This is a genomic window from Nocardia sp. NPDC004278 (genome assembly GCF_053602975.1).
On sequence record NZ_JBSGEQ010000056.1, the window covers coordinates 18,993 to 41,873 of the forward strand.

At 67.4% G+C, this 22,881-nt stretch carries 20 protein-coding genes; 12 read left to right on the top strand and 8 right to left on the bottom strand.

What is annotated here, in order from left to right:
* Nucleotides 1–58: 58 nt before the first annotated feature.
* From ACWEO2_RS41455 to ACWEO2_RS41470, 4 genes are all read left to right on the top strand, one after another.
* Nucleotides 59–1,207: a polyprenyl synthetase family protein gene (locus tag ACWEO2_RS41455; protein ID WP_452410388.1), complete on the top strand. Its 1,149-nt coding sequence runs from the start codon at nt 59–61 to the stop codon at nt 1,205–1,207.
* Between the two features lie 23 nt (nt 1,208–1,230).
* Nucleotides 1,231–2,814 carry a phytoene desaturase family protein gene (gene crtI / locus ACWEO2_RS41460; RefSeq protein ID WP_452410389.1) on the top strand — a complete coding sequence of 528 codons (1,584 nt, stop codon included), beginning with the start codon at nt 1,231–1,233 and terminating at the stop codon, nt 2,812–2,814.
* Between the two features lie 201 nt (nt 2,815–3,015).
* Nucleotides 3,016–4,599, top strand: a complete 1,584-nt coding sequence (locus ACWEO2_RS41465) for an alpha-(1->6)-mannopyranosyltransferase A (RefSeq protein ID WP_452410406.1) — start codon at nt 3,016–3,018, stop codon at nt 4,597–4,599.
* Entirely contained in the window at nt 4,596–5,561 is a 966-nt protein-coding gene (locus ACWEO2_RS41470; RefSeq protein ID WP_452410390.1) for a phytoene/squalene synthase family protein, read from the top strand. Before ACWEO2_RS41465 ends, ACWEO2_RS41470 begins: the two co-directional genes overlap by 4 nt.
* Nucleotides 5,562–5,635: 74 nt before the next feature.
* On the opposite strand, the gene ACWEO2_RS41475 is transcribed toward ACWEO2_RS41470, so the two are convergent.
* Nucleotides 5,636–6,004: an Rv2175c family DNA-binding protein gene (locus tag ACWEO2_RS41475; RefSeq protein WP_452410391.1), complete on the bottom strand. Its 369-nt coding sequence runs from the start codon at nt 6,002–6,004 to the stop codon at nt 5,636–5,638.
* Between the two features lie 151 nt (nt 6,005–6,155).
* Here ACWEO2_RS41475 and pknB point away from each other — a divergent pair, with 151 nt between their 5' ends.
* Entirely contained in the window at nt 6,156–8,126 is a 1,971-nt protein-coding gene (gene pknB / locus ACWEO2_RS41480) for a Stk1 family PASTA domain-containing Ser/Thr kinase (protein WP_452410392.1), read from the top strand.
* Nucleotides 8,127–8,208: 82 nt separating this feature from the next.
* On the opposite strand, the gene ACWEO2_RS41485 is transcribed toward pknB, so the two are convergent.
* Nucleotides 8,209–9,594 (bottom strand): class II 3-deoxy-7-phosphoheptulonate synthase, encoded by a 1,386-nt coding sequence (locus ACWEO2_RS41485; RefSeq protein ID WP_452410393.1) that lies wholly within the window; start codon nt 9,592–9,594, stop codon nt 8,209–8,211.
* A 107-nt stretch (nt 9,595–9,701) separates the two neighbouring features.
* Between ACWEO2_RS41485 and ACWEO2_RS41490 the strand changes: the two genes are divergently transcribed.
* On the top strand, nt 9,702–10,211 hold the full coding sequence (locus ACWEO2_RS41490) for a polyadenylate-specific 3'-exoribonuclease AS (RefSeq protein ID WP_452410394.1): 510 nt from the start codon (nt 9,702–9,704) through the stop codon (nt 10,209–10,211).
* Nucleotides 10,212–10,279: 68 nt separating this feature from the next.
* Here the strand turns inward: ACWEO2_RS41490 and qcrB are convergent, their stop codons facing one another.
* The 4 genes from qcrB to ctaE form a co-directional block, all read right to left on the bottom strand.
* Nucleotides 10,280–11,902, bottom strand: coding sequence for a cytochrome bc1 complex cytochrome b subunit (gene qcrB / locus ACWEO2_RS41495; RefSeq protein WP_452410395.1), 1,623 nt, complete (start codon nt 11,900–11,902; stop codon nt 10,280–10,282).
* Nucleotides 11,899–13,074 carry a cytochrome bc1 complex Rieske iron-sulfur subunit gene (gene qcrA, locus ACWEO2_RS41500; protein WP_354961033.1) on the bottom strand — a complete coding sequence of 392 codons (1,176 nt, stop codon included), beginning with the start codon at nt 13,072–13,074 and terminating at the stop codon, nt 11,899–11,901. The genes qcrB and qcrA overlap by 4 nt, the downstream gene beginning before the upstream one ends.
* Before the next feature lie 23 nt (nt 13,075–13,097).
* Nucleotides 13,098–13,988: a cytochrome bc1 complex diheme cytochrome c subunit gene (qcrC, locus tag ACWEO2_RS41505; RefSeq protein ID WP_452410396.1), complete on the bottom strand. Its 891-nt coding sequence runs from the start codon at nt 13,986–13,988 to the stop codon at nt 13,098–13,100.
* A 61-nt stretch (nt 13,989–14,049) separates the two neighbouring features.
* Nucleotides 14,050–14,661 (bottom strand): aa3-type cytochrome oxidase subunit III, encoded by a 612-nt coding sequence (ctaE, locus tag ACWEO2_RS41510; protein WP_452410397.1) that lies wholly within the window; start codon nt 14,659–14,661, stop codon nt 14,050–14,052.
* Between the two features lie 255 nt (nt 14,662–14,916).
* Between ctaE and ACWEO2_RS41515 the strand changes: the two genes are divergently transcribed.
* The 3 genes from ACWEO2_RS41515 (at nt 14,917) to ACWEO2_RS41525 (ending at nt 16,990) form a co-directional block, all read left to right on the top strand.
* Nucleotides 14,917–15,342, top strand: coding sequence for a ribonuclease E inhibitor RraB (locus ACWEO2_RS41515; protein ID WP_452410398.1), 426 nt, complete (start codon nt 14,917–14,919; stop codon nt 15,340–15,342).
* A gap of 153 nt (nt 15,343–15,495) precedes the next feature.
* On the top strand, nt 15,496–16,557 hold the full coding sequence (trpD, locus tag ACWEO2_RS41520) for an anthranilate phosphoribosyltransferase (protein WP_452410399.1): 1,062 nt from the start codon (nt 15,496–15,498) through the stop codon (nt 16,555–16,557).
* A 142-nt stretch (nt 16,558–16,699) separates the two neighbouring features.
* Nucleotides 16,700–16,990, top strand: a complete 291-nt coding sequence (locus tag ACWEO2_RS41525; RefSeq protein WP_452410400.1) for a hypothetical protein — start codon at nt 16,700–16,702, stop codon at nt 16,988–16,990.
* 89 nt (nt 16,991–17,079) lie between these two features.
* On the opposite strand, the gene ACWEO2_RS41530 is transcribed toward ACWEO2_RS41525, so the two are convergent.
* The gene (locus ACWEO2_RS41530; RefSeq protein WP_452410401.1) at nt 17,080–17,355 is read right to left on the bottom strand and encodes an Lrp/AsnC family transcriptional regulator; all 276 of its coding nucleotides are present in this window, start codon (nt 17,353–17,355) and stop codon (nt 17,080–17,082) included.
* Nucleotides 17,356–17,360: 5 nt separating this feature from the next.
* Nucleotides 17,361–19,127, bottom strand: coding sequence for a DEDD exonuclease domain-containing protein (locus ACWEO2_RS41535; protein WP_452410402.1), 1,767 nt, complete (start codon nt 19,125–19,127; stop codon nt 17,361–17,363).
* Between the two features lie 603 nt (nt 19,128–19,730).
* Here ACWEO2_RS41535 and ACWEO2_RS41540 point away from each other — a divergent pair.
* From ACWEO2_RS41540 to ACWEO2_RS41550, 3 genes are all read left to right on the top strand, one after another.
* Complete coding sequence (locus ACWEO2_RS41540; RefSeq protein ID WP_452410403.1) at nt 19,731–20,306, top strand: C40 family peptidase; 576 nt, start codon at nt 19,731–19,733, stop codon at nt 20,304–20,306.
* 242 nt (nt 20,307–20,548) lie between these two features.
* Nucleotides 20,549–21,574, top strand: coding sequence for an NlpC/P60 family protein (locus ACWEO2_RS41545; protein WP_452410404.1), 1,026 nt, complete (start codon nt 20,549–20,551; stop codon nt 21,572–21,574).
* 6 nt (nt 21,575–21,580) lie between these two features.
* Nucleotides 21,581–22,579: a hypothetical protein gene (locus ACWEO2_RS41550; protein ID WP_452410405.1), complete on the top strand. Its 999-nt coding sequence runs from the start codon at nt 21,581–21,583 to the stop codon at nt 22,577–22,579.
* The last annotated feature ends 302 nt before the right edge of the window (nt 22,580–22,881 follow it).

Sequence of the window (22,881 nt, forward strand, 5' to 3'; positions counted from 1 at the left end):
GCCCGGCACCGAAGCACCTATGGCGCCATGATCCACCGCGCCCCACACCCGCACGACCTTGGAGGCTCCCCTGTCCGCCGGAACCGGTATCCAGACGCCTCGGAGCACCCCGCCCGCAAACCTACTGCCGACGCCGGGCACCCCCGGATTCGTCGCGGCGGTCGAGGACGCCCTCAAAGCCTTCTTCCGCACCCGGCGCCCCGCGGTCGAACCGCTCGGTCCGGTCTTCGTCCAGGCCGCCGACGCGCTGGAGCAATTCGTACTGCGCGGCGGCAAACGGACCAGACCCGCCTTCGCGTGGACCGGCTGGCTCGGCGCGGGCGGCGACCCCACCGGCCCGGCCGCCGCCGCGGTCCTGAACGCCTGTGCCGCACTCGAATTGGTACAGGCCTGCGCGCTGATCCACGACGACATCATCGACTCATCGCGAACCCGCCGCCGCTTCCCCACCGTGCACGTCGACTTCGAACAGCGCCATCGCGACCGCGGCTGGGCCGGTGATTCCGAACACTTCGGCACCAGCGTCGCCATCCTGATCGGCGATCTGGCGCTGGCCTGGGCCGATGACCTGGTGCACGCCGCCGGACTCGACGCCGCAGCCATCGCCCGGTTCGCACCGGTCTGGGCGCTGATGCGCACCGAGGTGTTGGGCGGGCAACTGCTCGATATCCACGGCGAATCGGCGGGCGACGAATCGGTCACGGCAGCACTGCGCATCAACCGGTACAAGACGGCCGCCTACACCGTGGAACGCCCCCTGCACTTGGGTGCCGCACTCGCGGACGCCGATCCGCGGCTGATCGAGGCATACCGCACCTTCGGCACCGATATCGGTATCGCCTTCCAGTTGCGCGACGATCTGCTCGGCGTCTTCGGCGATCCCGCGGTCACCGGCAAACCGTCCGGCGACGACCTGCGCGAGGGCAAGCGCACCGTGCTGGTCGCCGAGGCGCTACAGCGGGCGGACGTCACCGACCCGGCCGCCGCCGCCCTGCTGCGCACCAGCATCGGTACCGATCTGACCGCGGACCAGGTCGAACACCTACGCAGGGTGATCACCGACCTCGGCGCGGTCGATGAGGTGGAGCGCCGCATCACCGAACTCACCGAACAGGGTCTGGCCGCACTGGCATCCAGTACCGCGACGCCTGCCGCCAAGGAGCGGTTGCGCGCCATGGCCCTGGCCGCGACGAGTCGCACGCACTAGCGACGAATCGCGAGGAGATCTTCATGAAAACCGTTGTGGGACCGACCGATCGCGTCGTGGTGGTGGGCGCCGGCCTCTCCGGGCTCGCCGCGGCGCTGTATCTGACCGGCGCGGGTCGCACCGTCACCCTGCTCGAGCGCGCCGACCATCCGGGCGGCCGAGTCGGGCTGTATCGCGGCCCCGACTACGAAATCGACTCCGGCGCAACGGTACTCACTTTGCCGGAGCTGATCGACGACGCACTCGCGGCCGTGGGCAAGACCCGCGAAAGCTGCACCCCGCCGCTGCGCATCCACCAACTCACCCCGAGCTATCACGCCCGCTTCGCCGACGACTCCACGCTGCGGGTCTTCGCCGACCCCGAGGCGATGGCCATCGAGGTGGCCCGCGGGTGCGGCGATGCCGAGGCGCTGCGCTACCGACGGCTGCGGGCCTGGCTGGCGCGGATCTACCAGGCCGAATTCGGCGAGTTCATGGATACGAACTTCGATTCGCCGCTCGATATGGTCCGCTACCCGGCCAAACGCCGAGCACTCGCGACACTCGTTCGCCTGGGCGGATTCGGCAGACTCGGCCCGCGCGTCGGCCGGTTCCTGCGCGATCCACGGCTGGCCCGGCTGTTCACCTTCCAGGCCCTGTACGCGGGCATGGCCCCCGCGAAGGCGCTCGCCGTCTACGGCGCGATCCCACATATGGACACCTCGCTCGGTGTCTACTTCCCCGAAGGCGGTATGCGCGCCGTCACCGCCGCGCTCGCCGACGCCTTTACCGCGGCAGGCGGCACATTGGAGCTGAACACCGAGGTCACCGGTATCGAGTACGTGAACCACCGGGCCAGCAAGGTCCATGCCGCCGACGGCCGCGGTTTCGACTGCGACGCCGTGGTTCTCACCGCCGACCTCGGCTCATTCGAACAATTCGGCGTGCGCCGTCGCCGCCGACTGCGCGCCGCCCCGTCGGCCGTCGTCGCACACGGCACCATCCCGGTGGCAATCGCGCAGACCTGGCCGATCCAGGCCCACCACACCATCGATTTCGGCGACGCCTGGGCTCGCACCTTCGACGAGATTGCGGCGCGGCCGGGTCGGGGCCGTCTGATGAGCGACCCATCGCTGCTGCTCACCCGGCCCGCACTCACCGATCCGACCCTCTACATCGACCGCGCAGACGGCAGATACGAACCGTTCTCCCTGCTCGCCCCCTGCCCGAACCTCGATGCCGCACCGCTGGACTGGAACCGGCTCGGCCCCTCCTACCTGCGCGAACTCCTCGGCGTCCTGGAAGCGCGTGGCTATCACGGTATCGCCGAACATTTCACCGTCGACCATCTCGACACACCCGGCACCTGGCGCGACCAAGGCATGCTGGCGGGCACACCCTTCTCCGCCGCACATCTGTTCCGGCAGACCGGACCGTTTCGGCCGCGCAATTTCTCCGGCGACAGCGACAATGTGGTTATCGCTGGTTGTGGCACCACTCCGGGTGTCGGCGTGCCGACCACGCTGCTATCCGGAAAACTGGCGGCAAACCGGATCACCGGTGCCGCGCGGCCCGCTCGGGATGAATCCCCGAGCACCAGCGGGATAGTGTTCCCGGCAAGCCGATAAACTAACGGCCGACCTGATCACCAGCGGTTGCGACCGCCGACCACACCCCGGGGGGACCGACACCACATGCATCCCCCTGAGACGACGGCTCCCGTGCCCACCGACAACGCGAGCACCGCGACCGAAGCCGAGGCGCGCCCATCGAGCACTCCGGCGCGCCGTGCCACCCCGCCCGTAGCCGAGCCCGGATTCCGCACCTGGATGCGGACCTCCGCGGATTTCGCCCGCAGCCCCGAGGGCCATTCGGCGCTGCTCGGCTTCTTCGGCGCGCTGATGATCACCTTCGGTGGATTCGGGGCCGGCAGCGTCCGCAAACGCGATCCGCTGCTCGAGTCGATGCATCTGTCCTGGCTGCGCTTCGGGCACGGCTATGTGCTGTCGACCATGGTCATCTGGGTCGGGGTGCTGCTGATGATCACCGCATGGGTGCGGTTGGGCCGCACCACGATCGGATTCGGCGACCGGCCCGATGCCGGAGTCACGCTGAACGAACTGCGCGCGATCGTCGGCATCTGGATCTTCCCGCTGTTGTTCGCGGTGCCGATGTTCAGCCGCGACGCGTATTCGTATCTGGCACAGGGCGCGCTGCTGCGCGACGGCTTCGATCCCTATGTAGCCCCGCCGGTCGCCAATCCCGGTGTGCTGCTGGACAATGTGAGCCCGGTCTGGACCGCGACGACCGCACCCTACGGCCCGATCTTCCTGCTGCTCGGCCGCGCCATCACCGCGATCACCGGCGATAACGTGGTCGCGGGCACCATCGCGCTGCGGTTGGTCATGCTGCCCGGTCTGGCGCTGATGATGTGGGCGGTGCCATATCTGACCAAACATCTCGGTGGTAAACCGACCGTCGCGCTGTGGCTGGCGGTGCTCAATCCGCTGGTGCTGATCCACCTCATCGGCGGCGTGCACAACGAAATGCTCATGGTCGGGCTGATGTGCGCCGGTATCGCGCTGGTGCTCGAGCGCCATCATGTGGCAGGCATCGTGGTCGTCGCGATCGGCGTCGCCATCAAGGCGACCGCTGGCGTCGCGCTGCCGTTCCTGGTGTGGATCTGGATGCTGCACGAACGCGAACGCCGCGCGCTGCAACGCGCCGCGCAATCACCGGGTGCGACCCAGCACGTCGAGGACGCCGCCGAACCCGCGCGACCGAGCGTGGAAGTGCCGCATCCGGCGCTGATGTTCGCCAAGATCGCCGGACTCGGATTGAGCGTCTTCGCGGCGGTGTTCGTGGCCGCCTCGGCCATCGCCGGTGTCGGCATCGGCTGGCTGACCGCGCTCTCGGGCTCGAAGAAGATCATCAACTGGCTCTCGCTGCCCACGATCATGGCGCATATGGTGCGCTGGGTGACGCCGTTCGCAATGGATCCGGTGCTGGTGGTGACCCGTGCGCTATGTGCGGTGGCCCTCGTCGCCGTGCTGGCCTGGACCTGGTGGCGATTCCGGCACAGCGAGCGCGAAGCGGTCTTCGGCATCCTGATCGCCTTCGTCGCCATCGTCATCCTCTCGCCCGCCGCACTGCCCTGGTATTACTCCTGGCCGCTGGCGCTGGCGGCGGGATTCGCGCTGTCGACCACAACGCTGATGGTGCTGGTCGGACTGTGCACCTGGTTGATGCTGGTCTTCCAGCCGGACGGCTCGATCGGGCTCTACAGCTTCTGGCATGTCACCGCGGCCACCTTCGCTGCCGTGGTGGCGGCGCTGTCGCTGCGGACCGTGGACCCACTGCGATTGCGCGCCACCCCACCGGAGAGCGATCCGGTCGCCGTCACCCGGTCATGACCGAGGTCGAGCTATCCGCCGGTATCGCGCGCGATGCCGAACTGGCCGCGGCGTACCGCGTCTGCCGCGAAATCGCCGCCGCGCACGGCCGCACATACTTCCTGGCCACCCGACTGCTCGCCGCGCCACGAAGACCCGCCGTGCACGCGCTGTACGCGTTCGCGCGGATCGTCGACGATATCGTCGATCACCCGACGCTCGACGCCGAGCACGGCCCGGCGGGTGAACTGGATCTGGTCGAGAAACAGTTGCGCGTGGCACTCGAGCAAGGCGTGCGAGCGGTGCACGGACCCGCCGAACGCACCAATGTACTGATCGCGCTGGCCGACACCATTCGACGCTATGATATTGCGCCCCAGCACTTCTGGACCTTCCTGGACTCCATGCGGATGGATGTGCCCGGCACCGCACACTTCCACGCCAGCTATGCCACCATGACCGACCTGCGCGAATACATGCGCGGTTCCGCGGCCGCAATCGGATTGCAGCTGCTGCCGGTACTCGGCACGGTGGTACCGGTGGCCGAGGCCGAACCCGCCGCTGCGGCGCTCGGCGAGGCATTCCAGCTCACCAACTTCCTGCGCGATATCGCCGAAGACCTGGACCGCGGCCGTATCTACCTCCCCGCCGACGAACTGGCCGCCTTCGGCGTGCACGCGGACCTACTGGCCCACTGCCGCCGCACCGGACACACCGATCAACGGGTCCGCCGCGCGCTGGCACATCTGATCGCGATAAACCGCGACCTCTACCGCATCGCCAACCCGGGCATCGACCTGCTCGACCTCCGAGTCCGCCCCGCCATCCGCACCGCCAGCACTCTCTACGCTGGCATCCTCGAACGCATCGAGGACGCCGACTACGCGGTTTTCGCGGGGCGTGCGGTGGTCCCCCGCCACCGCAGGCTGCGGATTGCCGCAGCCGAGTTCGCCACCGCAACGCTGCACCGCGCTCGGCTCTGACCCCGCAGCATTACCGTCCTTGCAACCGCCACGGGGCGAGCCTTAGCAGCGACCGCGCCCGCGCGGCCGAAAAATCAGAAGGGCTCCGCCGCGGCGCGGCGCACTACCTCGCGCGCCAGCGGGCCGTGCAAGGCGTCGACGGGCTTACCCGGCAGGCTGGCATCGTCGGTGAAGATCCACTCCAGGATCTCCTCGTCGGTGTACTTGGCGTCTTTCATGACGGTGATCAGGCCCGGCAGCGACTTCACGATCGCACCGGTATCGTCGAAGAATCGCTCGGGCACGCCCGCTACGCCGTCGCGGCGCACCGCGAGCAGCTGATGGTCGCGCAGCATCTGATGCACCCGGGTCACCACGAGCCCGAGTTTGTCGGCCACCTCGGGCAGCGGGATCACCGCCACCGACTCAGGAAGAACATCATCACTGCAAGGAAATGCACTCACGCGGATAACGGTAGACGGTCCCGCGCCGCACGGCGTCAGACACCCGGGCGGCGATCGCCGATACCATCGTGGGCGAGCCGCACGAAGCGGTCGATCGCCCGTCTCGCACTGAGCGAGGGGTGCGAACTTTGTGAAAGCCGGAGGACATCACTTGATCGGGCAAATCCTGGAGGGGCGCTACCGCATCGACGCGCCGATCGCGCGGGGCGGGATGTCGATGGTCTTCCGAGGCGTGGATACCCGGCTGGACCGCCCGGTCGCCATCAAGGTGATGGATCCGAAGTTCGCCGCCGATCCGCAGTTCCTGTCCCGGTTCGAATTCGAGGCGCGCGCGGTCGCCAAGCTCAAGCACCCATCCCTGGTTGCCGTCTACGACCAGGGCGTGGACGGCGAACACCCATTCCTGATCATGGAATTGGTCGAGGGCGGCACGCTGCGTGAACTCTTGCGCGAGCGCGGTCCGATGCCCCCGCACGCGGTGCGCGCGGTCGCCGAGCCGTTGCTGGCCGCGATCGGTGTCGCGCATTCGGCGGGACTGATCCATCGCGATATCAAACCGGAGAATGTGCTGATCTCCGATTCCGGTGAGGTCAAAATCGCCGACTTCGGCCTGGTGCGCGCCGTCGCGGCCGCGAAGACGACCTCGGCGAGCGTGATACTCGGTACCGCGGCCTACCTGGCCCCCGAGCAGGTGACGACGGGCACCGCGGACTCCCGCAGTGACGTCTACTCCTTCGGCATCCTGATCTTCGAACTGCTCACCGGGCAGGTCCCGTTCACCGGCGACACCTCGCTGTCGGTGGCATATCAGCGGATCGAGAACGATGTGCCGAGCCCGAGCGAATTCATCTCCGGGGTGCCGCCGGAGTTCGACGAACTGATCGCGCGCGCCACCAACCGCGAACCCGGACACCGCTTCGCCGACGCGAGCGAGATGGCGGCCGAACTGCATTCGATCGGCGTCGCACTGAGTCTGCCGCCGTATCGGGTCCCAGCACCGCAGGATTCGGCCGAACATCTCAGCGCCAGCTACCAGGTCGCGGCGCCGAATCAGCAGCAGGCCAGGGCCGCGGCGCCGCCCGTACCGCAGTCGATGCAGCACACCAAGGTGGTCACCGCGCCACGGCCCCGGGTCCCCGATTACGGCCCGCCCGACAATTATGGGCCGCCGAACACCTACGGCCCGCGCGATCAGTACCCGCCGTCGCAATCGCCGCAGCCGTCGCCGTTCGCGGACGACCGCATGAAATCGCGCCGCACGGTACTGCTGTGGGTCGCCATCGTCGCGGCCCTGACCCTGCTGGTCGGGATCGGTGGCTGGTACCTGGGCTTCGGTCGCTATTCGGCGGTTCCGTCGGTGGCCGGGAAGGATCAGGCCAGCGCGGTCACGGCACTGGAGAACGCGGGCTTCTCCACCGAACTCCGACAGAAGACCTCCGACACCATTCCGGTCGGCGGCGTGGTCGGCACCGATCCCTCGGCGGGCTCCAAGGTCACCAAGGGGTCGACGGTGGCCGTGCTGATCTCGAGTGGCAAACCGCGGGTGCCCGATATCAAAGCGGGCGACGAGATTTCCAAGGTCAACCAGCTCATCCGCGATGCCGGACTGCAACCGGTGGATTCGGGCGAAACCGGCAGTTCGGCGCCCAAGGGCACCTTGGCCAAGGTGGACCCCGCTCCGGGAACGGTACTTCCGCTGTCCGCGCAGGTGAAGGTGTACCGCAGCAAGGGATCTCAGCCGGTCAAGATGCCCGATGTGCGCGGCAAGACCACCGAGGAAGCCAATAAGGTGCTCACCGCGGCCGGAATCACGGTGCGCGAGACCAGAACTCAGTTCGATCGCACCATCGAGGCGGATAAGGTGATCGGCACCGATCCCGCCGCGGGCACCACGCTCCAGTCCGGTGACGGCGTCACGCTGATCGTCTCCAGTGCCGTCAAGGTGCCCCTGCTGATCGGCGAGAGCGTCGGCGATGCCCGCTCGAAGCTGCAGGCCCTCGGCCTGCAGGTGACGGTGCGCCAGCTCACCCCGTCCGACAGCTCCGTCGTGATCGGCCAGAACCCCGGCGGGGGCAGCAATGTCGAGGCGGGCACAACGGTCGCCCTCACCGCACTACCCTGATCCGGCCAGCCGATACCCCGAAGACGACAGGAGCGCCGCACACCCGGTGCGGCGCTCCTGCCCCTCGATCGAAAGACCTTGTTCAGCGCAGCATTTCGGCGACAAGGAAGGCCAGCTCCAGCGACTGCTGAGTATTCAGCCGCGGATCACACGCCGTCTCGTAGCGACCGGACAGATCCAGATCGGAGATGTCCTGCGCGCCGCCGAGGCATTCGGTGACGTCCTCGCCGGTCAGCTCGATGTGCAGACCGCCGGGGTGGGTGCCCAGCGCATGGTGCACCTCGAAGAAGCCCTGCACCTCATCGATGATCCGGTCGAAGTGCCGGGTCTTGTAGCCGGTGGAGGCCTCGTGGGTGTTGCCGTGCATGGGGTCGCACTGCCAGATCACCTGGTGCCCGGTCGCCTGCACCTTCTCGATAATGGGCGGCAGCACATCGCGGACCTTGGTGTTGCCCATGCGGGAGACGATGGTCAACCGGCCCGGCTCATTATTGGGATCGAGACGCTCGACGTACTCCACGGCCTGATCCGGTGTGGTGGTCGGGCCGATCTTCAGGCCGATCGGATTGGCGAGCAGTTCCGCGAAGGCGATATGCGCGCCGTCGAGTTGCCGGGTGCGCTCGCCGATCCACAGGAAGTGCGCGGACAGGTCGTAGAGCACCGGCTCGCCCGCCGGGTTCTCGCCGAGGCGCAACATGGCGCGCTCGTAGTCGAGCACCAGCGCCTCGTGGCTGGCGTAGATGCGGGCCGATTGCAGGCTGGGGTCGTTCACCCGGCAGGCGGTCATGAAGGCCAGGCCGCGGTCGATCTCCTCGGCCAGCGCCTCATAGCGTGCGCCCGCGGGCGATTTGGCCACGAAATCGCGGTTCCAGTCGTGTACCCGATGCAGATCGGCCATGCCCGCACCGGTCAGCGCGCGCACCAAATTCATCGCCGCACTGGCGTTGGCGTAGGCACGCACCAGCCGCGACGGATCGTGCTCACGCACCTTGGCATCGGCGACCAGCGAGTTCACCATGTCGCCGCGATAGGACTTGAGGCCGAGCGCATCGGTATCGGAGGAACGCGGCTTCGCGTACTGTCCGGCGATGCGCGCGACCTTGACCACCGGCAGGCTGGCGCCGTAGGTGAGTACAACCGCCATCTGCAGCAGGGTCCGGATATTGCCACGGATATGCGGTTCGGTGTTGTCGGCGAACGTCTCCGCGCAGTCACCGCCCTGCATCAGGAAAGCCTCGCCGCGGGCAACCTCCGCGAGCTGCCCGCGCAACTCCTCCACCTCGGCGGGCACGCAGATCGGCGGCACGCTCTCGAGTACGGTGCGCATAATCGCCGCCTGCTCCGAATCCCACGATGGCTGCTGCAGCGCCGGACGCGCCAGCGCATCGTCCAGCCGCCTACGCAGCTCTGCGGGCAGCGGCGGCAGCTCCGGCAGGCGATCGATCGGTACGTCGACGGTCCAGTTCACCCGTACAGAATACGGACCCTCGGGCCTGCGCAGGTACCCGGTCTCAGGGGTGGATTCTGCCCACCTAGGGTGAATAGCCGGGCACTAGCGCCGCACCGTACCGATCTTTGGAGGAGAGACCGATCTCGCTTCGATATTTTTATGACTGCGAATTCATCGAGGACGGTTCGACGATCGACCTGATATCGATCGGTGTCGTCTGCGAGGACGGCCGCGAATACTATGCCGTCTCAACCGAATTCGATCCCGAGCGGGCGGGCCCCTGGGTGCGCCGCTACGTGCTGCCGCAGCTTCCGTCACCGTCCTCGCCGCTGTGGCGCACCCGCGAGCAGATCCGCAAAGATCTCTACGAATTCCTGGTTCCGCGCCCCAGCGTCACCCCGGAACTGTGGGCCTGGGTCGCCGCCTACGATCACGTCGCCCTGTGCCAACTCTGGGGTTCCATGGTCGAACTCCCCAACGCCCTGCCCCGTTACACCAACGAGTTGCGCCAGCACTGGGAGGCGCACGGCCGTCCCGAACTCCCCCCGGTTCCTCCGGACGCCCACGACGCCCTCGCCGACGCCCGCCACAACCTCGCGAAATTCGAGGCCATCGAGGCCGCCCGCCGCCGCTGACGAACGGGAAAGCAAAAGGCCCCGAGCCGATACATTCGACTCGGGGCCTGCTGCTTTCGAGCTACCGATCAGTGGCCGTGGTTGCCGTTCCGACCGTTCGCCTGCTCCTGCACCCGCTGCAGCACGGCGAGCTGCTTGTGCTCTTCCGCGTGCTCGGTCTCGAAGGCCTGCTCGATCTCGTGGGCAGGGTCGGCGCGCAGGAAGCTACCGGTGCCCGGCTGACCGGCCGAACCCAGCTTGTTCATCTTCTTGGGCACCGTCGCACCCTGGTACTCCAGCGGGATCGGGTGGCCGTGGTCGTCGACCGGGCCGAGCGGCTGGTGCACCTCGATGTACTCACCGTGCGGCAGTCGCTTGATCACACCGGTCTCGATGCCGTGCTCGAGCACCGCGCGGTCACTGCGCTGCAGACCGATGCAGAACCGGTAGGCGATGAAGTACGCGACCGGCGGCACGACCAGCAGGCCGATGCGGCCCATCCAGGTGGTGGCGTTCAACGAGATGTCGAACTTCAGCGCCAGGATGTCGTTGACGCACGACAGCGTCAGCACCACGTAGAAACCGATCGACATCGCACCGATCGCCGTGCGCACCGGCACGTCGCGCGGACGCTGCAGGAGGTTGTGGTGCACTTTGTCGCCGGTGAGGCGCTGCTCGATCCACGGGTACAGGATCAGCACCGTGAACACCAGGCCCATGATCAGCGCGACCCAGAACACGGCGGGCACCGTGTAGCGGCCCAGGTACAGCTCCCATGGCGGCATCAGACGGGCCAGACCGTCGGTCCACATCATGTAGAAGTCGGGCTGCGAACCCGCCGACACCTGCGAGGGGTTGTACGGACCCAGGTTCCAGATCGGGTTGATCTGCAGCACACCGGCCAGCATCGCCACGATGCCGAGGGTGAAGGCGAAGAACGCGCCCTGGTCGGAGGCGAACACCGGCACGATGCGCGCGCCGACGACATTGTTCTCGGTGCGGCCGGGACCGGGGAACTGCGTGTGCTTCTGGTACCAGACCAGCGCGACGTGCGCGGCGATCAGCGCCAGGATGATGCCGGGGAACAGCAGCACGTGCGCGATGTACAGGCGCGGAATGATGATGTCGCCCGGGAAGTCACCGCCGAAGATCAGCCAGTGCATCCAGGTGCCGATGATCGGGATACTCATCGTGATACCGCCGAACGCGGCCCGCAGACCGGTACCCGAGAGCAGGTCGTCGGGCAGCGAGTAACCGAAGAAGCCCTCGAACATCGCCAGGATCAGCAGCAGGCAGCCGATGACCCAGTTCGCCTCACGCGGCTTGCGGAACGCACCGGTGAAGAAGATGCGGAACAGGTGCACGATGATCGACGCCGCGAACAGCAGTGCGGCCCAGTGGTGCACCTGGCGCACGAACAGACCGCCGCGCACCTCGAAGGTGATGTTCAGCGCCGTCTCGTAGGCCCGCGACATGGTCACACCACGCAGCGGCTGGTAGGCGCCGTTGTAGACGACCTCGCTCATCGACGGATCGAAGAACAGGGTCAGATACACACCCGACAGCAGCAGAATGATGAAGCTGTAGAGCGCGATCTCGCCGAGCAGGAACGACCAGTGGGTCGGGAAGACCTTGTTGATCGACCGCTTCATGAACGCGGCGGCGCGGTACCGCTCGTCCGCGGCGTGGGCTTGGGCTGCAACCCGACTCATGAACGACGCTCCCAGTAGGCCGGTCCGAGCGGCTCGATGAAGTCGCCGGCGGCGACCAGGTAGCCCTCGGAGTTGACGGTGATCGGCAGCTGCGGCAGTGCGCGAGCGGCGGGACCGAAGACCGGCTTAGCCCATTCGGTCGCCAGGAACTGCGACTGGTGGCAGGGGCACAGGATCTTATTGGTCTGCGACTCGAACAGCGACGTCGGACAACCGAGGTGGGTGCAGATCTTCGAGTAGGCGAAGTAGTCGCCGTAGTTGAAGCTCTCCTGGCCCTTGCGCTTGATGGCCGACTGCGCGTCTTGGGTGCGCAGCCGAATCAGCATGACAGCGTTGCGGATACCGCGCAGGGACTGCAGCGTCGCATGCTCATCGCCGCGCCACTTCTCCTTCCACGGGAACACCGTCTCCATGGCGCCCGCGTCCAGATCCTCCGGACGCACCAGCATCACGTCCTCCGGACGACCGGTATCGCGACGGATGTAGACCGTCTCGCCCGGGAAGTCCGGGGTCCAGCCCGAGACCCACAGCGGCGACTTGTCGCCCTTGGCCCACGGGTTCTTGATCATGCCGCCGACGAAGACCAGCAGCGCACCGATACCGAGCACGCCGACACCGGCGCCCGCGGTCCGGGTGATCATCTTGCGGCGACCCAGCGTGGACGTGTCGAGCGCATCCTGCAACTCGGCGACCAGGGTGCGGCGCTCGACCTCGGGCGATGGCCCGTCGTGGCGCACCTGAATGGACAGCTCGGCGGGGATGAACTTCTTGCGGATCAGTACCACCGCGACGCCGATGACCAGCACCGAGATACCGAAGCTGAGGCCGACCAGCGGGGTGAACAGCGAGTAGGCGGCGTGGCCCTCCTCGTTCGTGCCCTTGAACTCCCAGGGCCAGAACAGGAACACCCCGACCAGGACCGCGGCGGCGATACCGGAGACCGCGAACCAGAACGAGACCTGGCGCTCGGCGCGCTTCTCGGCGCGGGTGCCCGGCACCGGGAACCGCTCCCGCCGGTAGGCGACATCGACACCATCGCGCTCGGTGCCGAGCTTGACCAGCTCGTCGCGAGACATCGCGTCGAGTTCTTCCTCGGTGGGCTCAGCCGGTGTGGAATTCACCTGCTCGTTCGACGGCTCCGCGCCGTCGTGGCCCTCATCCGGCCGACCCATGTCGTTTGGCTCCTTGTTTTCGCTCATGAACGGGATCCGATCCACATCGCGGCACCCACGACGAGCGTGATGCCGACCACCCACATGGCCAGACCCTCGGTCGCGGGACCGAACCCGCCGAGGTCCCAGCCACCGGGGCTCTTCTCCTCGGTCGCGTTCTTGACGTAGGCGACGATGTCGCGCTTCTCTTCCGGGCTCAGCTGCCGGTCGGAGAACTTCGGCATGTTCTGCGGGCCGGTGAGCATCGCGTCGTAGATCTGCTGCTCGCTCGCCGGTTCCAGCGGCGGGGCGAACTTACCGGAGGACAGCGCACCGCCGCGGCCGGTGAAGTTGTGGCAGGACGCGCAGTTCATCCGGAACAGCTCCGAACCGCGGGCGATATCGGGACCGCGCAGCGATTCCTGGGCGATCTCGCCGTTGGCGTCGCGCACCACGCTCGGGCCGCCGCCGTTGGAGGCGACGTACGCGCTGAGCGCGTCGATCTGGTGGGCGTCGAACTTCGGTGGCTTGCGCTGGGCCTGGGCCTCGTTGCGCGCCATCGGCATGCGACCGGAGGAGACCTGGAAGTAGACGGCGGCCTCGCCGACGCCGATCAGGCTCGGACCGCGATCGGGCACACCCTGCAGGTTGGCGCCGTGGCAGGTGATGCAGGAGGTCTCGTAGAGCTGCTTGCCGTCGCGGATCAGCGCGGACTGGTCCTCGTGTGCGGTCGCGACCTGCGGGTCCGGCGTGATCGCGGTGGCAAGGAATCCGGCTCCGACGAGGCCCACCAGCAGTGCAAGCCCGCCCGCAATGCGACGCCGCATGCGGCGCTGCTTACGCGTCCTGCTGGCCTGGCCGGCCGCGACGTCTTGGCGGCTGATCGCCGCGCGGGGGCTGGCGGGCTCTGGCGCTGACGGGGGAGATGAACTCATCTGTGTCCCTTTGGAGTAGACGGAACCGACTTGTGCAAAAGATTTGGGGGTACTGGCCCGCTCAGCGGACGAAGTAGATCGTGGCGAACAGCCCGATCCAGACGATGTCGACGAAGTGCCAGTAGTACGAGACGACGATCGCGGCGGTGGCCTGTGCGGGGGTGAACTTACTGACCTTGGTGCGGATCAGCAGGAACACGAAGGCGATCAGACCGCCGATGACGTGCATACCGTGGAAGCCGGTGGTGATGTAGAACACCGAGCCGTAGGCGCTGCTCGAGATCGAGGTGCCTTCCTTGACCAGGTTGGTGTACTCGTAGCCCTGACCGGCGACGAACAACGCGCCCATGATCAGGGTGACGACGTACCAGCGGCGCAGGCCGAACACGTCACCCTTCTCCGCCGCGAACACACCCATCTGGCAGGTGAACGAGGAGGCGACCAGCACGGTGGTGACCGGCACGGCAAGCTTCAGGTTCAGCTCGGTCGGTTCCGGCGGCCAGTTGCCGTGGGCCTGGGCGCGCGCGACGAAGTACATCGCGAAGAGCCCGGCAAAGAACATCAGCTCGCTGGACAGCCAGATGATGGTACCGACGCTCACCATGTTGGGCCGGTTCAGCGAATGCACACGCTGAGTAATGGCCGATCCTGGGGTCCCTACTGCGGTCGTCACGGGGGTAAGTATGACTCGTCGTAGTACGACACAAGTACCCGGGTGCGAAACTTGTCCTCCCGTGTCGGAAAACGCACGGACAGAGGGGGTCTCGTGTTCGATTTGCCGGGCCCGCGACACAGCGTGTCGGCGGCCCCGAAGGTCCACGTCCGAGCGGTAGGGGCGCGCTGCGTGGTGAGAGTCGGCCGAACTGCATTGCGCCGTGCGCGAGCATGACAGACGTTGGTAAGTAAAAGCTGAGATCAGGAGGCAGATGTGACGCGGTGGTTGCGACGACTATTCGGCGGGAACGAACCCGAATCGCTCGATCCGACCCGTTCCGATCTGGTAGTCGTCGCGGAATGCTTCGATGATGCCGAGGCGTGTTCGACGACACTCGCGCGCGCCTCGGCTCTCGATCCCGACGCACCCGCACTGCTGCGCCATCACCTGCGGCTGCCGCCCGAAGAGGTGGCTCAGGTGTGCGGCATCGCAGCCCAGGAGGGGTACGCCGCGGCCCCGCGCACCGCGGATCCGAGTCCGCACGAACTGGAATCGCTGATCCTGCAACGGGTCCAGTTGCTCGATGCGCTGCATTGTTCGCAGGAACGTTCCAGGATGGCCGGTCTCGCACAGCGCCACGACGGCGTCGCGGATGGCTGGGATGCGCTGCAGCCCGGTTCGGCGACCTCGCAGCGGTAATAACGTCTCGCCAACTAGGCTCTAGCGCGACAAACTGGTGCGCGAACCGGTGGTGACGGGAGAAGCGGATATGAGGGAGCGCAGCGACCGAACGATCGGCACAGCCGTGCCCGGCACGGTCATGCCGGAGCCGAGCGCTGGCGAGGCGCAGGCATGAGCGCGCGCAGCTGGCCCCAGGTGCTCGGGACCATTGCCGAAGGTGGCGATCTGGCGGCGGACGATACGGCATGGGTGATCAATGAGATCTTCACCGACAATGCCACGCAGGCTCAGATCGCCGCATTCGGTGTCGCGATGAAGATCAAGGGCCCGACTCCCACGGAACTGTCCGGAATGGCCGCTGGCATGCTCGGCCACGCCCGTCTGGTCCATGTCGACGGTGATGCGGTGGACATCGTTGGGACCGGGGGCGACCGATCCGGTTCGGTGAACATCTCGACCATGTCCTCGATCGTGGTGGCCTCGACCGGGGTTCCGGTGGTCAAGCACGGCAACCGCGCGGCCTCCTCGAAGAGCGGCGGCGCCGATGTGCTCGAGGCGTTGGGCGTGAAGCTGGCGCTCGGACCCGAGTCCGTGGCTCGCTGCGTGCGCGAGGTCGGCATCGGCTTCTGTTTCGCGCCGCTGTTCCACCCCGCACTGCGCTTCGCCGGTCCCGCCCGCAAGGAAATCGGCATCCCCACCGTTTTCAATGTGCTCGGCCCGCTCACCAACCCCGCGCAACCACGGGCCGGGCTGGTCGGCTGCGCGTTTCCCGATCTGCTTCCGGTGATCGCCGGGGTCTTCGCCGAACGTGGCGCCAGTGCCATCGTGGTGCGCGGTAACGACGGCCTCGACGAGATCACCACCTCCGATACCACCGACGCATGGGTGGTATCGGGTGGAAAACTGCGGCAGACGACCATCGACCCGACCCGCATCGGCATCGCCCGGGTGGATCTGGACGCGCTGCGCGGCGGCGATGCCGAGGTCAATGCGGGCGTCGCGCGCAGCGTATTCGCGGGTACCGCGGGCCCGGTGCGCGATGCGGTACTGCTCAACTCCGCCGCCGCCATCGTCGCCTACGAGCTGTCACGTGGCATCGGCGATCCCGACGCCGATGTGCACGACGTACTGGCGGCGGGCATCGAACGCGCCGCCGAGGCCATCGACGCGGGCAAATCCGCCGCCCTCCTCGACCGCTGGGCCAAACTCACCAATACCCTCGCCGACAACTGACCTGCACCGCGCCCGACGCATATCGTGCGCCGCAGGTCAGCACCGCCCGGCCGAAGCGGTTACAGTGACGACGGCATCCGGCGTTGCCCCGTGCTCGACGTCGGGCCTACACCGCCGGTCTCTAGCGGCTAGGAGCACAGACATGAAGCGGGGCGTTTACGCGGCACTAGGCGTGCTGGCGATCGCGGCGGCGGTTGCCACCGGACCCGTTGCGCACGCGGCGCAGGGCAGCCTGGTCGTCAACGGCACCGTGTACCACACGCCGTCCGGGTGTATGCAGATCGGCGGCAGCGCCGCCCCCTTGGCCATCGAGAACCACACCGACGCCGCCGTCACCGTTTACCCCTTGGTCGGATGCAAGGGCGAAGCGAGCGCCGTACTCCTCTCCGGCGCTTCCGGGACCTTCTCCGGCTCCTCCATCCTGGTCCCCTGAGCCCCGCGCCTGCTCATGCGCGGACTCCTCGGATCCGTCCCCTGCGACCAGCCCATGAGAAGTGCGGTCCCCGACCTCGGCCGCTGTGCTCATTCGCCCAGTGAGAAGCCCGCTTCGATGTCGGCACTGGAGTAGGACTTGAAGGCGATGTGGGTGGTGGTCCGTGCGACGCCGGGGGTTTTGTCGATGCGGCCGGTCACCACCTCGGCGATCTGCTCGTGGTCGCGCACCCGCACGATCGCGATCAGGTCGACATCGCCCGCGCACGAATAGACCTCGGTAACGCCCTCGGTGTCGGCGACCGCCTGCGCGGTCTCGGGAATGCGGGCGTTCTCGGCCTGGATCATCACGATCGCGGTAATCATGGCTGTCAGCCTAGGCGGTCGCCGCGCCGGTACTCCGCGAGTTCGGCGTCCTGCTCCGGGAGTTGGGCGCGAGCCGCATCGGCGAGCTCCGCCCACCCCGCCCAGCGCCCGGCCCCGCAGATCGGTTCGCCGTATCCGTCACTGGTGCGCACGATCCGGACGCCCGGCCGCCCCAGCCACCGCATGACCAGTCCGACCTCCTCCGGCGACGCGCCGCGCAGCGGCGGCGCAAGCTCTGGCAGCACGGTCTCCGCCGCCGCGACAATGCGTTCGATCACCGGCATCGGCGGCACACCCCGCACCGAGGTCCCCGCCCCCGCCAGCCGCCCGTACCGGATCACCGCGTACTCCCAGCCGCCCACACCGTCCGGATGCGCCGCGATCAATTCGGCGATCCGCGCTACCGCGGACAGTCGTTGCGTGCGCTGCAGGGCGCGAACTACCGCGACGGTCCGGTCGCGCAATCGGGCGGCGGCCTCGAAATGTTCGGCGTGCGAGTGGGTTTCGATGCGGTCGAACATGGCGCGCAGCGGCGCATCCGCATGCCCGGCGAACAGCGCCCGAACGGCCGCCGCAGTGGGTTCGTATTCCTCTCTATATATAGGGCTGCCATCGACGGCCGCCGGACACCCGCCGACCACGGCGGGCGGGCACTCGTGGCGACCGTCGCGTGGCAGTCGCGTCGTGCAGGTGCGCAGGCCGCTGTGCTCGGCGATGGTGAGTGCGACATCGTTGGCATCGGCCCGAGAAGGGAAGGGTCCCAACGCATCCGCGGTCGGTGTGCGCGCGATCGCGAATCTGGGGAACGGTTCCTCGGTCAGCGTGATCCACCAACCGCGTTTGGGAAATTTCGAGCGCCGGTTATAGGGCGGGGTATGCGCGACGATGAGTCGCAGTTCGCGCACCCCGGCCTCCAGGCCGTGCGCGCACACCACATGGTCGACCCGAATGGCAAGCGACACCATCTCTTTCATCCGGCCCCTGGTCTCGGATCCGGTGAAGTAGTTGCGCACCCGGCGACGCAGATTCACCGCTGTCCCTATATATAGGACTTCATCCGAGGGCCCGCGGAAGAGATATACGCCGGGACTCGATGGCAGATCATTGGCGAGGACCCGTTTGGCACGTTGGCGCGGTGTGACATTCGGCAGATAGTCGAGCAGTTCGGTCAAGCTGTGCACGCCCAGATTGCCGACCCGGCCGATGAGGGCGTGCAGCACGTCCACGGTGGCCCGCGCATCGTCGAGGGCACGGTGGTTCGGCTGCGTGGTCGCACCCAGCAGCGGCGCGAGCACGCCGAGCCGGACCGAGGGTGCCTCGTCGCGAGCGAGCACGCGTCGTGCCAGCTTCACCGTGCACACCACGGGTCCGCTCGGCCATGGCGTATCCATGCGAGCCGCGGCGGCGCGCAGGAATGCCATATCGAAGCGAGCGTTGTGCGCGACGAGCACCGCGCCCTTGGCGAACTCGAGAAAACCCGGCAGCACCGCCTCGATCCGGGGCGCCTCGTAGACCATCGCGGTGGTTATCCCGGTGATCTGGACGATCGCGGGCGGGATGGCCCGCCCCGGATTCACCAGCGTCGCGAACTCCCCGAGCACCTCGCCGCCGCGCACCTTCACCGCGCCGATCTCGGTGATGGCATCGCCGTCCGGGCTGGTGCCCGTGGTTTCCAGGTCGACGATCACGAAGGTGGTGTCGTAGAGCGGTGTCTCGAGCTCGTCGAAGGCCAGCTGCCGTGCGGTGGCCTGGCGCGGCGTCGGATCTGGCACGGCGTGCAGCGTAGGGCCTCGGTACGACAGGAACGCCCGGGAACGCCACCTCGGATTTCGCGACGGAAATACCGAATTGCGCGACGAGGATTTCGCTCCGATTCCCACAAAATGATCTAGAACACCAAAAAGTGATGCAGGTCACATCATTTTAAAAATTGCATCAATCTGCCGGACACGCCCGGAGGTCCGGAGTCGACCCCTCGGCGCGCTGCCACCGACGCGCCGGCAAAGACCGATCGGTTCGACCCACCCGATCGATAGCAGTTCGATATACCATTCCGACCTGGGCAAATCCCGAGAAACACCGCGTCTGGGACGCACTGCCGTCACTTGGCCCCACGCTCGGCGGCAACGACAACGCCCTCGGATAATTGCCGGTCGTTATTGTTTCGTGATTGCTGTGACATATCTCGCACATAATCCGCGGCAAATTTGTTGAGCATCGCCATTTCGGATCTCTTCGACTTTACAAACCACCGTGATGCGTTCGTAACCTTTTCGAGACCTCACGGAGTCCGGCGCACCACCCGACGGTGTCCGAACAGAAGTCCGCTGCACCACCGGGTGCGGCGTCGTGGGGCAGATTGGGAGGACCGCACCATGGCGACCAACACCGTCAAGCGACATGCACAGCGTGCCGTCGCGGCCGGAGCCGTCGGAGCTGCCACGCTCGGCGCCCTCCTGCTGCCCGCCGCGCCCGCATCGGCCCAGCCGGTCACCATCCCCGGCGTCGGCACGTTCGACATTCCGAACGAGATCCCGATCCCGCAGGGTATCCCCGGCATCGAGGTGCCCGGCGCCCCGGCGCCGCTGCCCTTCCTGGCTCCCAAGAAGTCCCTCGGCGATGTCGCCCTCGACGCCGCGATGAGCAAGCTCGGCGCCCCGTACGTCTACGGCGCCGCGGGCCCGAACGCCTTCGATTGCTCCGGCCTGGTCAAGTGGTCCTACGAGCAGGCCGGCCTGGAGCTGCCGCGCACCAGCGGTGAGCAGCTCGCCGCTGGTACCCCGGTCTCCCTCGACAATCTGCAGCCCGGCGACTTGGTGTCGTTCTACGGCGGCAGCCACTCCGGCCTGTACGCCGGGGACGGCAATGTCGTCCACGCCTCCACCTCCGGTACCCCGGTGAAGCTCGCGCCGATCTCCTCGATGCCGGTCGCGGGTGCTCGCCGCTTCTGAGCGACCCTTCCGATCTCCGCGCCCGGCCGTCCCGACGGCCGGGCGTCCGGATGGCATAGGTGATCGTTTTGTGGCCTACTGGACACGGACCTACGCCATTCCGTAACCTAATCGAGACCTTCCCGGGTTGCGGCGTCCGCAGAAAACGTTGCCGCAGCTCACGGAGGCGAGAAGTCGCTTCACGAGAGAAACGGGCCTGGCGCGCTGTGACACATCACCGGAGACATCGCACGAAACGTCTGGTGGGAGGGACATTAGCGGCGGGAGTCCTGGCCGCGGCGCTCTACAGCGGCAGTCCGGCCGGGGCCGATCCGGCCGCCCTACCGACCACGGCCAGCGAGGCCGTGCAGCGCATGATCGACCTGTCGCGCGAATCCGAACAGCTCAATCAACAGGCGCTCGGCGCACAGGCCGATCTCGACACCAAACTCGCCGTCCTGCACGAGGCCGACGCCAAACTCGCCGATGCCACGCAGACCGCCGATGCGGCGCGCGACGAAGTCCGCAAGTTCCAGCCGATCATCGATCGCACCGTGATCGCCGCCTATCAGGGCGCACGCACCAACCGGCTCTCCGCCGTCCTGCTCAGCGATTCACCGCAGCGGCTGCTCGACCAGATGTCCACCATCGACGTGATCTCGGCGAAGAACTCCGAGCAGCTCAACCTCTATAAGCGGGCCACCGCCGCCGCGACCGAAGCGGAGAAGTCCGCGCGCACCGCCGCCGACACCGCCCGCGCCGCCTCCGACAAGGCCGATCAGGTGCGCGCCGATCTCGAGCGCAAGCGGTCCGTCCTGTCGGGGTCCATCGCGCAGGTGGTCGAGGCCTGGGGCCAGTTGTCCACCAAGGACAAATCGGCATTGGCCGGATCGCCCTTCCCGCCCGGATTCGATACCGACACCCTGTTGCACGGCCTGGTTCCCGGCAGTGGCACCAGCGCGCTGGCCGCCGGACTCACCCGCATCGGCGATCCGTACGTCTGGGGCGCGACCGGACCGCACCAGTTCGACTGCTCCGGCCTCGTGCAATGGGCCTTCAAACAGGTCGGCAAGGATGTGCCGCGGACCAGTTCCCAGCAGGCCTCCTACGGCACCCCGGTGGACAAGAACGATCTGCAACCCGGCGATGTCGTGTTCTTCTACTCCGATATCTCCCATGTCGGCATCTACGCGGGCAATGGACTCATGCTGCACGCGTCGACGTTCGGCGTTCCGGTCGCCGTCGCACCCCTGGGGTCGACGCCTTATCACTCGGCTCGGCGATACTGATCGGCTATGAGTAGCTTGCGGCGCGCCCGCACGTGGTTGTTCATGCGGCGACGCTTCCAATTCGTGGCCACGGTCGCGATGGTGATCGTGCTGACCGGCACCTGTGGCGCACTGCTGGTGGTGCCGAATTGGGTACTGCCGAAATTGCATGCGGCCCAGCCGACTTCGATCGGCAGTGTGCGCGCCGCGGCCGATGACGATGCGCGCCTGACCGCAGTCCGCCGGACTCTCGAACCGTTCGGACAGCTCGTCACCGAACAGGTGCCGACCGGGAACGACCAGGAGTCACTGGTCGTCGGTCATCCCGCGCAACGGGCCGAAATCGATATCCTCGCCGGCGAACTCGCCACCGCGACCACGGCCGTCACCGACGTCTGGGGTGCGGGGTGGGCCCAGTCCGCGCTGGTGGTGGTCGCATCGAATCCGTCGGAGTTCGCCGCGCTGGTGCGTTCGACCAATATGCCCGCCGATGTCGCCGCGGCCTCGGTCGCCGACCCGTTCGTGCCGGGCACCCAGCCGACCGGGCAGCGCGTCGTCTTCAGCGCCGACGCCGGACGCCGCCTCGACCGCGACGGCATGCGCACGCTGCTGCGTCACGAACTCACCCACATCGCGGCCCGCGCCCAGACCGTCGACGGCGCACCGCAGTGGATGCTCGAGGGCTTCGCCGAATTCGTGGCCCACCTCGGCACCGGACACCGCTTCGCCGATATCGCGCCGACGGTGGCCACCCGGGTCCGCGCCGGGGATATCCCGCGCGATCTCCCGGCCGACGTCGATTTCGCCGGAACCAGCGCCGTCGCGGCCTATGAGCAGGGCTGGTCGGTCTGCGCATTCATCGCCGACAAGTTCGACCGATCACGCCTGGTCGAGCTCTACCGCCGCATCGCCGCAAGCAAACAGGACCCGGCCAGCGAGGACCGCATCATGCGCGATGTCCTCGGCACCAGCCGCACCGATCTGGTCGCCGACTGGCGAAACTGGTTGTCGGCACACGCCGCTTGAATCGGACCGCTGCCGCACCCCGACCCCCACGGAGCGAGTCTTACGAGCGACCGTCCGCGCCCTGTCTCGCGTCCGCGCCATAGAAAGGGCATGCACCGCAAGCACAAGCCGCAGCAGTTGGACGGACATACATCCGATGCCGAACCTTCCCGCTCGAGCCGACCCCCACGGAGCGAGTCTTACGAGCGACCGTCCGCGGCCCGTCTCGCGTCCGAGTCGTCGAAGCGCATGCGCCGCAGGCGCGAGTCTCGACGGCGCGGACGCGAGACAAAAAGGGGGCGCGGACACCCACCCCCGCACGC

Excerpts from the sequence above, each read along its gene's own strand:
- ACWEO2_RS41540 (WP_452410403.1), top strand. The coding sequence starts at position 19,731 with ATGGCGACCAACACCGTCAAGCGACATGCACAGCGTGCCGTCGCGGCC.
- ACWEO2_RS41550 (WP_452410405.1), top strand. The coding sequence starts at position 21,581 with ATGAGTAGCTTGCGGCGCGCCCGCACGTGGTTGTTCATGCGGCGACGC.
- qcrB (WP_452410395.1), bottom strand. The coding sequence starts at position 11,902 with ATGAGTCGGGTTGCAGCCCAAGCCCACGCCGCGGACGAGCGGTACCGC.
- ACWEO2_RS41525 (WP_452410400.1), top strand. The coding sequence starts at position 16,700 with ATGAAGCGGGGCGTTTACGCGGCACTAGGCGTGCTGGCGATCGCGGCG.
- crtI (WP_452410389.1), top strand. The coding sequence starts at position 1,231 with ATGAAAACCGTTGTGGGACCGACCGATCGCGTCGTGGTGGTGGGCGCC.
- qcrA (WP_354961033.1), bottom strand. The coding sequence starts at position 13,074 with ATGGGTCGGCCGGATGAGGGCCACGACGGCGCGGAGCCGTCGAACGAG.
- ACWEO2_RS41465 (WP_452410406.1), top strand. The coding sequence starts at position 3,016 with ATGCGGACCTCCGCGGATTTCGCCCGCAGCCCCGAGGGCCATTCGGCG.
- trpD (WP_452410399.1), top strand. The coding sequence starts at position 15,496 with ATGAGCGCGCGCAGCTGGCCCCAGGTGCTCGGGACCATTGCCGAAGGT.
- ACWEO2_RS41530 (WP_452410401.1), bottom strand. The coding sequence starts at position 17,355 with ATGATTACCGCGATCGTGATGATCCAGGCCGAGAACGCCCGCATTCCC.
- qcrC (WP_452410396.1), bottom strand. The coding sequence starts at position 13,988 with ATGAGTTCATCTCCCCCGTCAGCGCCAGAGCCCGCCAGCCCCCGCGCG.
- ACWEO2_RS41470 (WP_452410390.1), top strand. The coding sequence starts at position 4,596 with ATGACCGAGGTCGAGCTATCCGCCGGTATCGCGCGCGATGCCGAACTG.